8 protein-coding genes and 1 pseudogene are annotated in these 11,707 nt (G+C 71.9%); 7 read left to right on the top strand and 2 right to left on the bottom strand.

Translation table 11 applies throughout. From position 1 onward, the window contains the following. Window positions 1-211: 211 nt before the first annotated feature. Window positions 212-1,417, top strand: a complete 1,206-nt coding sequence (ftsY, locus tag QFZ58_RS11125) for a signal recognition particle-docking protein FtsY (RefSeq protein ID WP_307124770.1) — start codon at window positions 212-214, stop codon at window positions 1,415-1,417. Window positions 1,418-1,492: 75 nt separating this feature from the next. Here the strand turns inward: ftsY and QFZ58_RS11120 are convergent, their stop codons facing one another. After that, entirely contained in the window at window positions 1,493-2,140 is a 648-nt protein-coding gene (locus QFZ58_RS11120) for a bifunctional DNA primase/polymerase (protein ID WP_307124769.1), read from the bottom strand. A gap of 421 nt (window positions 2,141-2,561) precedes the next feature. Between QFZ58_RS11120 and QFZ58_RS11115 the strand changes: the two genes are divergently transcribed. From QFZ58_RS11115 to ffh, 6 genes and pseudogenes are all read left to right on the top strand, one after another. Continuing rightward, entirely contained in the window at window positions 2,562-4,037 is a 1,476-nt protein-coding gene (locus QFZ58_RS11115; protein ID WP_307124768.1) for a hypothetical protein, read from the top strand. A 348-nt stretch (window positions 4,038-4,385) separates the two neighbouring features. Next, complete coding sequence (locus tag QFZ58_RS11110) at window positions 4,386-5,738, top strand: ammonium transporter (RefSeq protein WP_307124767.1); 1,353 nt, start codon at window positions 4,386-4,388, stop codon at window positions 5,736-5,738. Next, window positions 5,735-6,073, top strand: coding sequence for a P-II family nitrogen regulator (locus QFZ58_RS11105; protein WP_307124766.1), 339 nt, complete (start codon window positions 5,735-5,737; stop codon window positions 6,071-6,073). Before QFZ58_RS11110 ends, QFZ58_RS11105 begins: the two co-directional genes overlap by 4 nt. Continuing rightward, a pseudogene (locus tag QFZ58_RS34460) lies at window positions 5,994-7,616 on the top strand ([protein-PII] uridylyltransferase); the annotation flags it as partial. The gene QFZ58_RS11105 and the pseudogene QFZ58_RS34460, both read left to right, overlap by 80 nt. A 19-nt stretch (window positions 7,617-7,635) precedes the next feature. Then, complete coding sequence (locus QFZ58_RS34455; RefSeq protein ID WP_373428541.1) at window positions 7,636-8,583, top strand: ACT domain-containing protein; 948 nt, start codon at window positions 7,636-7,638, stop codon at window positions 8,581-8,583. A gap of 131 nt (window positions 8,584-8,714) precedes the next feature. Further along, entirely contained in the window at window positions 8,715-10,262 is a 1,548-nt protein-coding gene (gene ffh, locus QFZ58_RS11095) for a signal recognition particle protein (protein WP_307124765.1), read from the top strand. A 144-nt stretch (window positions 10,263-10,406) separates the two neighbouring features. Here the strand turns inward: ffh and QFZ58_RS11090 are convergent, their stop codons facing one another. Continuing rightward, on the bottom strand, window positions 10,407-11,282 hold the full coding sequence (locus QFZ58_RS11090; RefSeq protein WP_307124764.1) for a methyltransferase domain-containing protein: 876 nt from the start codon (window positions 11,280-11,282) through the stop codon (window positions 10,407-10,409). Window positions 11,283-11,707: the final 425 nt, after the last annotated feature.

The raw sequence follows: 11,707 nt of genomic DNA, 5'->3' as shown, positions 1-11,707 counted from the left end.
GACCTGGGCCGGGCGGGAGGGACCGGGCCGGGTGGTGACGACGGCAGGGACCCGGTCGGTGCGCTCCGCGTCGGGGACAGGATCCGGGTCGCGGTTCTCCAGGGGCAGCGGCGTAGCTTTACGGCCAAACGGTGCATAACGTCTCCGTGGGCCGTTGCCCGTCCGCCGCAACCGCGCCCGGACCACAGCCGTGGCCGATACTGGACGCGTTATGGAAATCGTCATCCTTGCTGTAGTCATCGCCCTGGTCGCGGTCGGCCTGATCAGCGGGCTCGTGGTCAGCAGCCGCAAGAAGAAGCAGCTGCCGCCCTCGGCACCGTCGAGCACGCCGACCATCACTCCTCCCGCCGAACCCCGTGTCGGCGAGGAACCCGAGGCGCCGCGCGACGAAGCGCGGCGCACCATCGAGGAGGTCGGTCTCCCCGGCACCGAGGTTCCCGTCGAGGAAGCCCCGGTGGTCATCGAGCCGGAGACTCCCGCGCTCGAGGTGCCCGAGCCCACCGCGGGCCGTCTGGTGCGGCTCCGCGCCCGGCTCGCCCGCTCGCAGAACTCCCTGGGCAAGGGGCTGCTCACGCTCCTGTCCCGCGACAACCTCGACGAGGACACCTGGGAGGAGATCGAGGACACGCTCCTCACCGCCGACGTCGGCGTCGCTCCCACCCAGGAACTGGTGGAGCGGCTCCGTGAGCGGGTCCGTGTCCTCGGCACCCGTACGCCCGAAGGGCTGCGCGCGCTGCTGCGCGAGGAACTCATCACCCTGCTGGGCCCCGACTTCGACCGCACGGTCAGGACGGAGGGCGGCGAGGAGACGCCGGGCGTCGTGTTGGTCGTCGGGGTCAACGGCACCGGTAAGACCACCACCACGGGCAAGCTCGCCAGGGTGCTCGTCGCGGACGGCCGCAGCGTCGTGCTCGGTGCGGCCGACACCTTCCGTGCCGCCGCCGCCGATCAGCTCCAGACCTGGGGCGAGCGCGTCGGCGCCCGTACGGTCCGCGGGCCCGAAGGCGGCGACCCCGCGTCGATCGCCTTCGACGCGGTCAAGGAAGGCATCGCCGAGGGTGCTGACGTGGTGCTCATCGACACCGCGGGCCGGCTGCACACCAAGACGGGCCTGATGGACGAGCTCGGCAAGGTCAAGAGGGTCGTGGAGAAGCACGGGCCGCTCGACGAGATCCTCCTCGTCCTCGACGCCACCACCGGGCAGAACGGCCTCGTGCAGGCGCGGGTGTTCGCCGAGGTCGTCGACATCAGCGGCATCGTCCTCACCAAGCTGGACGGCACCGCCAAGGGCGGCATCGTCATCGCCGTCCAGCGCGAGCTCGGCGTGCCGGTGAAGCTCATCGGCCTCGGCGAGGGTCCGGACGACCTCGCCCCGTTCGAGCCGGGGGCCTTCGTCGACGCGCTGATCGGCGACTGATCCGCGTTCCCGCCGCGGCGCCCGAAGGGCGGTGAGCCTTCCCCGGACCGGGGAAGGCTCACCGCCCTTCGGCGTTCACCAGCGGTGGCATATGTACGCCAGGGTGCCCAGCAGCAGGCGTGCCTGCGGGGGAGTGGCCGCCGTGTCCGGCACAGGCGCGCGGAGCCAGCGGACCGGGCCGAGACCGGCGAGGTCCGACGGGGGCGCCGTGATGTGGGAACCCGGGCCCAGCGCCCGCAGGTCCAGGTCCGCGTCGTCCCAGCCCATCCGGTAGAGCAGCCCGGGCAGCCCGGCCGCGGCCCCGGGGGCGACGAAGAACTGGGTCCGGCCGGTCGGTGTCACCGTGACCGGCCCCAGCGGCAGACCCATGCGCTCCATCCGGGCGAGGGCGCGCCGGCCGGCGGCCTCCGCGACGTCGAGCACGTCGAAGGTCCGGCCCACCGGCAGCAGCATCGAGGCGCCCGGAACCCGCGCCCAGGCGTCCGCGGCGGCCTGGAGGGAGGCGCCCGCCGGAACCTCGTCGGCGAAGTCCAGCGGATGGGCACCGGGGGCGGGACAGGCGGCGTCGCCGCACGAGCAGACGCCGGACACGGCCCGGGCGCCCGGCGCCACCGCCCAGCCCCGGAGCCCTGTGTACTCGGCCACCGCGGTCGCCCCGGCCGTACGGCCGCGGCGCCACGAGCCCGGTCGCATCTCGCGGATGCCGCCGATCGTGAAGCCCATGCACCCTCCAACGGGTCCGACTCACCGGTGGTTACGACCCGGAGCCCCTGCGGTCCTCCGGTGACGGCGATCCGGCGGCACGGCGGTGGCGCCACAGGGGCGTGCGCCACCAGAACGCGCCCCTGAATGCTTCACTCCGCTCGTCACTGATCGCGGTCTGTCAAGTGAATCGTGGACGGGGCGCGGCGCGTTCATCCGAAGGGGTGGCGAATGGTGGCGTTTCTGCAACCACCCTCGCCGGAGCGGTGATCGAGGGATTACTGTCGGTACTCGATCCTGCAATTGCATGTGCGCTCGTGGGTATGCCCCGGGCAATTCGACTTACTGTTCGATGGTGGCGATGGCCGTACAGACTGCACCCAGGCACAGCACTCTGATAGAGGTTCGCGCGACAGGTTTCGGCGGGGATGGGGGCGTTCCAGTGGTTGGCAGCGGCGCAGACGAGACGAGTGCCGGAAAGCGCTCCAACGGCCAGTTGGGATCGTGGTTCGTCCGCAGCGGCTGGTCCAAGGGTGAGCTCGCCCGCCAGGTGAACCGGCGGGCCCGCCAGATGGGCGCCCACCACATCAGCACCGACACCTCCCGGGTGCGACGCTGGCTCGACGGCGAACAGCCCCGCGAGCCGATCCCGCGCATCCTCTCCGAGCTCTTCTCCGAGCGCTTCGGCACCGTGGTGGCCGTCGAGGACCTCGGACTGCGCGCGGCCCACCAGTCACCCTCGGTCGCCGGGGTCGACCTGCCCTGGGCGGGGCCGCAGACCGTCGCCCTGCTCAGCGAGTTCTCCCGCAGCGACCTGATGCTGGCCCGGCGTGGTTTCCTCGGCAGCTCCCTGGCCCTGGCGGCGGGACCCACCCTCATCGAGCCCATGCAGCGCTGGCTGGTGCCCGTCGCCCCCTCGGCCGGCCCGGATCCCGGACAGGCCTCCACCGGCTCCCGGCCCTCACGTCTCTCCTCGCCCGAGCTCGACCTGCTGGAGTCCACCACGGCGATGTTCCGCCAGTGGGACGCCCAGTGCGGCGGCGGACTGCGCCGCAAGGCCGTCGTCGGCCAGCTCCACGAGGTCACCGACCTGCTGCAGGAGCCGCAGCCCGAGGCGACCGCCAGACGCCTTTTCCGCTGCGCGGCCGAGCTGGCCGAGCTCGCGGGGTGGATGAGCTACGACGTGGGCCTGCAGCCCACCGCCCAGAAGTACTTCGTGCTCGCCCTGCACGCCTCCAAGGAGGCCGGCGACAAGCCACTCGGGTCGTACATCCTGTCGAGCATGAGCCGTCAGATGATCCACCTCGGGCGGCCCGACGACGCCCTCGAACTCATCCACCTCGCGCAGTACGGCAGCCGGGACTGCGCCACGGGGCGCACCCAGGCCATGCTGTATGCGATGGAGGCCCGGGCGTACGCCAACATGGGCCAGCCGGGCAAGTGCAAGCGGGCCGTCCGGATGGCCGAGGACACCTTCGCCGACGCCGTCCTCGACGACGAGACCGAGCCCGATTGGATCCGCTTCTTCTCCGACGCCGAACTGCACGGCGAGAACGCCCACTCCTACCGGGACCTCGCCTACGTGGCGGGCCGCAGTCCCACGTACGCCTCGCTCGCCGAACCCGTCATGGCGCGCGCCGTGGAGCTCTTCGGCGAGGACGACGAACACCAGAGGTCGTACGCGCTCAACCTGATCGGCATGGCCACCGTGCACCTCCTCAAGCGCGAACCGGAGCAGTCGACCGTGCTGGCCACCCGGGCCCTGAAGATCGCCAAGAGGGTCAGGTCCGAGCGGGTCAACACCCGGCTCCGCAAGACCGTCGACACCGCCGCCAGGGACTTCGGCGACATCCCCGAGGTGGCCCGGCTCACCGACCTGCTCACCGAACAGCTCCCGGAGACCGCCGAAGCGGTCTGACCGGGCCACCGGCCACCGGCCACGACAGCCGTCCCGTACACCCCGACTCGGCTCCCCCATCGCCAGGTCAGCGGACGACTGCCGTGGCCGGTTCCCGTCCTGCCGCGCTCCGGCAGGACGGCACCGCACCGTATGCGGCGTGGGCAGCATGGTAGGCAGCACACCGGGTCCGCCACTCCCGGTTCATTCGGACGTAACACGCCCGGTCCCTTCGTCACTGCGGTGAAACATCGTGCGGCATTCGTGGAAACGGCGCTGCGCCAATCTCATGGCGCATAACCGGCCCGCACCTTTTCACAGTGGTCCCGCACCCCCGCACGTGGCCGCACCGACGACGAGGAGACGCCGATGCCCCCAGGCATCACGACGCTTGCCGCAGACGCCCCTGAGCTGTCTGCCGCCAACACAGGGTTCATGCTCATCTGTACCGCTATGGTGATGCTCATGACCCCGGGCCTGGCCTTCTTCTACGGAGGCATGGTCCGCGTCAAGAGCACCCTGAACATGCTGATGATGAGCTTCATCAGCCTCGGGATCGTCACGGTCCTGTGGGTGCTCTACGGGTTCAGTCTCGCCTTCGGCAGCGACGTCGGCTCCGTCCTCGGCTGGAGTTCGGACTTCGTGGGCCTCAGCGGCATCGGTGTCACCGAGCTGTGGGACGGCTACACCATCCCCACCTACGTCTTCGCGGTCTTCCAGCTGATGTTCGCCGTGCTCACCCCGGCCCTCATCAGCGGCGCCCTCGCCGACCGGGTCAAGTTCACCTCCTGGGCCCTCTTCATCACCCTGTGGGTCACCGTCGTCTACTTCCCGGTCGCGCACTGGGTCTGGGGCGCCGGCGGCTGGCTCTTCGAGCTGGGCGTCATCGACTTCGCGGGGGGGACGGCGGTCCACATCAACGCCGGTGCCGCGGCGCTCGGTGTGATCCTCGTGATCGGCAAGCGGGTGGGCTTCAAGAAGGACCCGATGCGGCCGCACAGCCTGCCGCTCGTCATGCTCGGCGCCGCCCTCCTGTGGTTCGGCTGGTTCGGCTTCAACGCGGGCTCGTGGCTCGGCAACGACGACGGTGTCGGCGCGGTCATGTTCGTCAACACCCAGGTCGCCACCGGTGCGGCCGTCCTGGGCTGGCTCGCCTACGAGAAGATCCGCCACGGCTCCTTCACCACCCTGGGCGCCGCCTCCGGCGCCGTCGCCGGGCTCGTCGCCATCACCCCGGCCGGCGGTGCGGTCAGCCCGCTCGGCGCCATCGCGATCGGCGTGATCGCCGGTGTCCTGTGCGCCATGGCCGTCGGCCTGAAGTACAGGTTCGGCTACGACGACTCCCTCGACGTCGTCGGCGTCCACCTCGTCGGCGGCATCCTCGGCTCCCTGCTCGTCGGCATCTTCGCCACCGGCGGTGTGCAGTCCGACGCCAAGGGCCTCTTCTACGGCGGCGGCCTCGACCAGCTCGGCAAGCAGGCCGTCGGAGTCCTCGCGGTCCTGGCGTACTCTCTCGTCGTCTCCGCGGTCCTCGCCTTCCTGCTCGACAGGACGATCGGGATGCGGGTCAGCGAGGACGACGAGGTCTCCGGCATCGACCAGGTCGAGCACGCCGAGACCGCATACGACTTCAGCGGCGCGGGCGGTGGCTCGGCCCCCCGCACCACGGCGCCGGCGACCGGCACGACGGCAGCCCCGACGAACAAGAAGGTGGACGCATGAAGCTCATCACCGCAGTCGTGAAGCCCCACCGGCTTGACGAGATCAAGGAGGCCCTCCAGGCCTTCGGCGTCCAGGGCCTCACGGTCACGGAGGCCAGCGGCTACGGGCGTCAGCGCGGCCACACCGAGGTCTACCGCGGAGCCGAGTACACCGTCGACCTCGTACCGAAGATCCGCATCGAGGTCCTCGTCGAGGACGGGGACGCCGAACAGCTCATCGACGTGGTCGTCAAGGCGGCCCGTACGGGCAAGATCGGTGACGGGAAGGTCTGGAGCGTCCCGGTCGAGACCGCGATCCGCGTACGGACCGGCGAACGCGGACCGGACGCACTCTGACCGACGGATCCGACCCCGGCCACGGCGCGGACCGAGCAGACGGAAAGGCAGCTGGGTGACGAGCACCGAAGTGACCACCGAATCAGAGGACTCGGGACCCAGCGGCTACGCGGCGGCCCGGCTGCGCCTCCTCCAGGAGGAGGCGCAGCCAGGGCCGCCGCGCCGTGCCGCCCTGGCCCGGCTCACCGACGACTGGCTGGGCGCCCTGTTCTCCGCAGCCGCCGAGGCGACGGGCGTCCGCGGCGCGGCCCTGGCCGCCGTCGGCGGGTACGGGCGCGGCGAACTCTCCCCGCGCAGCGACCTCGACCTCGTGCTCCTGCACGACGGCAGTGCCGACGCCGCAGCCGTCGCGGCACTCGCCGACCGGATCTGGTACCCGGTGTGGGACCTCGGCCTGGCCCTCGACCACTCCGTACGCACCCCCGGCGAGGCACGGGCGACCGCGCGGGAGGACCTCAAGGTCCACCTCGGTCTCCTCGACGCGCGGCCCGTCGCCGGAGACCTCGGTCTGGTCGCGGGAGTACGCACCGCGATCCTCGCCGACTGGCGCAACCAGGCCGCCGAACGCCTTCCCGCGCTCGACGCGCTCTGCCGTGAACGGGCCGAGCGCATGGGTGAGCTCCAGTTCCTGCTGGAGCCCGACCTCAAGGAGGCCCGGGGCGGCCTCCGGGACGCCACCGCCCTGCGCGCCGTCGCCGCGTCCTGGGTCGCCGACGCCCCGCGCGAAGGCCTCGCCGAAGCGCGCCGCACCCTCCTGGACGTCCGCGACGCCCTCCACCTCGCCACCGGCCGGGCCACCGACCGCCTCGCCCTGCAGGAACAGGAACAGGTCGCCCGGGCACTCGGCCTCCTCGACTCCGACGCCCTGCTGCGCCAGGTGTACGAAGCCGCCCGGACCGTCTCCTACGCCACCGACGTCACCTGGCGCGAGGTCAACCGCGTCCTGCGCGCCCGCTCCGTGCGGCCCAGGCTGCGGGCGCTGCTCGGCGGGGGGCCCAAAGCCGCCCCGGAGCGCACCCCGCTCGCCGAGGGCGTCGTCGAGGCCGAGGGCGAAGTCGTGCTCGCGCGCACCGCGCGCCCGGAGAAGGATCCCGTCCTGACCCTGCGGGCCGCCGCGGCGGCGGCCGAGTCCGGACTGCCGCTCTCCCGGCACCTCGTACGTCACCTCAGGACCGCGGCCCAGCCGCTGCCCGTGCCGTGGCCCGCGGAGGCCCGCGAGGAACTCGTCACCCTGCTCGGTGCGGGAGAGGCCACCGTCGGCGTCTGGGAGGCCCTCGAGGCGGAGGGCATCGTCACCCGCCTGCTGCCCGACTGGGAGCGGGTCCACTGCCGCCCGCAGCACAACCCCGTCCACACCTGGACCGTCGACCGCCACCTCGTCGAGACGGCCGTCCGGGCCTCCTCCCTCACCCGTCGCGTCGGCCGCCCCGACCTCCTCCTGGTAGCGGCCCTGCTCCACGACATCGGCAAGGGCTGGCCGGGGGACCACTCCGTCGCCGGAGAGGTCATCGCCCGGGACATGGCCGCCCCGCATCGGCTTCGACAAGCAGGACGTGGGCGTCGTGGCCACCCTCGTGCGTCACCACCTGCTGCTCATCGAGACGGCCACCCGGCGCGACCTCGACGACCCCGCCACCGTGCGCTCCGTCGCCACCGCCGTGAAGAGCGCCTCCACCCTGGAGCTCCTGCACGCCCTCACCGAGGCCGACGCGCTGGCCACCGGGCCCGCCGCCTGGAGTTCCTGGCGTGCCTCCCTCGTCACCGACCTCGTCAGGCGCGTGGCCGCGCTGCTGGCCGGCGAGGAACCCGCCGAACCGGAGCCGCTCGCCCCCAGCGCCGAACAGGAACGCCTGGCCGTCGAGTCCCTGCGTACCGGCGAACCCGCCCTCGCCCTGCACACCCAGCCGGAGCCGGCCTCCGAGGACGGCGAACCGGAACCCGTCGGCGTCGAACTCCTCATCGCCCTGCCCGACCGCCCCGGGGTGCTGCCCGCGGCGGCCGGGGTGCTCGCCCTGCACCGGCTCACCGTCAGGGCCGCCGACCTGCGCGCGGTCGAGCTCCCCACCGAGCTGGGTGAATCGGCCGGCCTGCTGGTCCTCAGCTGGAGGGTCGCGGCCGAGTACGGGTCCCTCCCGCAGGCCGCCCGGCTCCGCTCCGACCTCGTACGCGCCCTGGACGGCTCGCTGGACATCCGGGCCAGGCTGGCCGAACGTGAAGCCGCCTATCCGCGGCGGCGCGGGGTGAAGGCACCGCCGCCCCGGGTGACCGTGGCCCCGACGGGCTCACGGCTCGCCACGGTGATCGAGGTGCGCGCCCAGGACGCCCCGGGACTCCTGCACCGGATCGGCCGGGCGCTGGAGCAGAGTGCGGTCCGGGTGCGCAGCGCCCACGTCTCGACGCTCGGGGCGAACGCGGTGGACGCGTTCTACGTCACGGACGGGGACGGCGAACCGCTGGCCCGGGAGAAGGCGGCGGAAGTCGCCCGGGACGTCGAGAAGGCGCTGGGCTGAGCCCTCCGGCCACGTCCCGAAGCCCTCGTCCGTCACGAGAAACGGGCGAGGGCTTCGCGTTCTCCGGCGTCCGGATACCCTGGAGGGCGACTGACCTGCCCCGCCCCCGACCCTGAGGACCGACGAGCGCCGTGTTCGATACTCTCTCCGACCGCCTTAGCGCGACTTTCAAAAACCTCAGGGGCAAGGGCCGCTTGTCCGAGGCGGACATCGACGCCACGGCTCGCGAGATCCGTATCGCCCTCCTCGAGGCGGATGTCGCCCTCCCCGTCGTCCGCGCGTTCATCGCCAACGTCAAGGAGCGGGCGCGCGGCGTCGAGGTCTCCCAGGCGCTGAACCCGGCCCAGCAGGTCGTCAAGATCGTCAACGACGAGCTCGTCGGCATCCTCGGCGGCGAGACCCGGCGGCTGCGGTTCGCCAAGAACCCGCCCACCGTGATCATGCTCGCGGGTCTGCAGGGTGCCGGTAAGACCACCCTCGCCGGAAAGCTCGGTCTCTGGCTCAAGAGCCAGGGCCACTCCCCGCTGCTCGTCGCCTGCGACCTCCAGCGCCCCAACGCCGTCAACCAGCTGAGCGTCGTCGCTGACCGCGCGGGTGTCGCGGTGTACGCGCCGGAGCCGGGCAACGGCGTGGGCGACCCGGTCAAGGTCGCCAAGGACTCCATCGAGTTCGCCAAGGCCAAGGTCCACGACATCGTGATCGTCGACACCGCCGGCCGCCTCGGTATCGACGAGGAGCTGATGCGGCAGGCCGCGGACATCCGCGACGCGGTCAGCCCCGACGAGATCCTCTTCGTCGTCGACGCGATGATCGGCCAGGACGCGGTCAACACCGCCGAGGCCTTCCGCGACGGCGTCGGCTTCGACGGCGTGGTCCTCTCCAAGCTCGACGGTGACGCCCGCGGTGGCGCCGCCCTCTCGATCGCCCATGTCACGGGCAAGCAGATCATGTTCGCGTCGAACGGTGAGAAGCTCGAGGACTTCGACGCCTTCCACCCCGACCGCATGGCCTCCCGCATCCTCGACATGGGTGACCTGCTCACCCTGATCGAGCAGGCGGAGAAGACGTTCAGTCAGGAAGAGGCCGCCAAAATGGCCTCCAAGCTGGCGTCGAGCAAGGGCAAGGACTTCACGCTCGACGACTTCCTGGCGCAGATGGAGCAGGTCAGGAAGATGGGCTCCATCTCCAAGCTGCTCGGGATGCTGCCCGGCATGGGGCAGATCAAGGACCAGATCAACAACATCGACGAGCGCGACGTGGACCGTACGGCCGCGATCATCAAGTCGATGACCCCGAAGGAACGCGCCGAGCCGACCATCATCAACGGCTCGCGCCGGGCCCGTATCGCCAAGGGTTCGGGTGTCGACGTCTCCGCGGTGAAGAACCTCGTCGAACGGTTCTTCGAGGCCCGCAAGATGATGTCGAAGATGGCCCAGGGCGGCGGGATGCCGGGAATGCCGGGGATGCCGGGCATGGGTGGCGGCCCCGGCCGTCAGAAGAAGCAGATCAAGCAGGCCAAGGGCAAGCGCAAGAGCGGCAACCCGATGAAGCGCAAGGCGGAGGAGCAGGCCGCCGCGGCCCGCCGTGAGCAGGCGGCGCAGGGCGGTGCGTTCGGTCTGCCCGCCCAGGAGGACAAGAACTTCGAGCTGCCGGACGAGTTCAAGAAGTTCATGGGCTGACCGGTTCCCGGGCCGGCCGGTCCACGGCCGGTCGGGCCGCCCTGGCCACCCAGGACCAGGAACCACGTGACGAAGGGGCGCTCCGCTCGGCGGGGCGCCCCTTCGGCGCTGTCTGTCCGGCCCGTCCGGCTCAGGACGGCGTTCCTACGCCACGCACACCAGGTAGCGGAACACATTCGGCATCCAGACCGTGCCGTCGTGGCGCACGTGCGGGTGGAGGGCCTCGGCGACCTCCTTCTCGACCTGGGAGCGGTCCGTCGCCCGTATCGCCGCGTCGAACAGCCCGGTCGACAGCAGACCGCGCACCGCGCTGTCCACGTCCGCGTAACCGAAGGGGCAGGACACCCGGCCCGAGCCGTCGGGCTTCAGCCCGGCCCGCGCGGCGACCTCCTCCAGATCGTCCCGCAGCGCCGGCCGCCAGTCGTTCCCTGAGCGCGGGGTGCGTGCCGACTCGGCGAGCCGGCTCGCCACCCGGAGCACCGGGGCGGTGGCGCACCGCTCCGGCGGCCCCCAGCCGGTCAGGACCACGGTGGCTCCGCGCGCGGCCAGCGGGACGGCCGAGGCCAGCGCGGGCGCCAGGCCCTCGGAGTCGCCGGTCGTGCAGCCGATCGGGTTGAACGCGGTGAGCAGGTTGTACCGCGCCTGGCCGGCCGGAGCGGCCGCCGCAGGAGCGCCCTCGACGAGCCTCGCGCGAGCCTCGGGCCCCGCGCGGCGCGGCGCGGGCTCCGGGCCCGGATCGGACACGAGGCGCTTCCGTGCCAGGGCGAGCCGTTCACGGTCGGTGTCGACGCCGGTGACGCGCGCCCCTCGCGAGGCCGCGATCAGCAGCGCGAGCCCGGAACCGCAGCCGATGGAGAGCATCCGGGTGCCGGCTCCCACTTCGAGCCGGTCGAACACCGCTTCGTAGAGCGGTGCCAGCATGCGCTCCTGGATCTCGGCCCAGTCACGGGCACGGGTACCGGCATCCACCGGGGCGGACGAGTCCGCGTACCTCTGGTGCCGGACGAGCGTTGGTGTCATGGAATGCGCCCCAATCCGCCGAGAGTTCGGTCGTGCCCGAGTTCGGTCCCCCTGGTGTATGCGCCCCGCAGCCCCCGTATGCCAGAGAACTCCGCATCAGCGGTTCCGTCTAGGGGTTGGATGGGGTCGGATGGCAGTGCCCACGTGCTCCGGTCGTGCGCCCCCGGATCCGGGTCGTGACGGCGGGGCCGGGACCAGCACGCCTGCTGCTCGCTTCCTCACAGTCTTACCCGACACGCGAGCCGCAGCACGTCGAGAGCCTCGCGGCCGGGCCGGTGGGGGCGTTCGGCGCTCCTTCCGCGCGCCGGGTAGGGTCGGCCGGTGGCGGCCGTCGCCTGCCGGGGGACCCCTTCTACGCGCCGGTGCGTAGGGCACCACCCACTCGGGTGCGTACAGCACGCTACGTACCGCCTTGGTGTGAGCTG

Origin of the sequence: Streptomyces sp. B1I3 (assembly GCF_030816615.1) — a bacterium.
In the GTDB taxonomy this organism is placed as follows: domain Bacteria; phylum Actinomycetota; class Actinomycetes; order Streptomycetales; family Streptomycetaceae; genus Streptomyces.
This window is presented reverse-complemented; position numbering and strand designations above follow the sequence as displayed.

Excerpts from the sequence above, each read along its gene's own strand:
- ftsY (WP_307124770.1), top strand. The coding sequence starts at position 212 with ATGGAAATCGTCATCCTTGCTGTAGTCATCGCCCTGGTCGCGGTCGGC.
- QFZ58_RS11120 (WP_307124769.1), bottom strand. The coding sequence starts at position 2,140 with ATGGGCTTCACGATCGGCGGCATCCGCGAGATGCGACCGGGCTCGTGG.
- QFZ58_RS11110 (WP_307124767.1), top strand. The coding sequence starts at position 4,386 with ATGCCCCCAGGCATCACGACGCTTGCCGCAGACGCCCCTGAGCTGTCT.
- QFZ58_RS11105 (WP_307124766.1), top strand. The coding sequence starts at position 5,735 with ATGAAGCTCATCACCGCAGTCGTGAAGCCCCACCGGCTTGACGAGATC.
- QFZ58_RS11090 (WP_307124764.1), bottom strand. The coding sequence starts at position 11,282 with ATGACACCAACGCTCGTCCGGCACCAGAGGTACGCGGACTCGTCCGCC.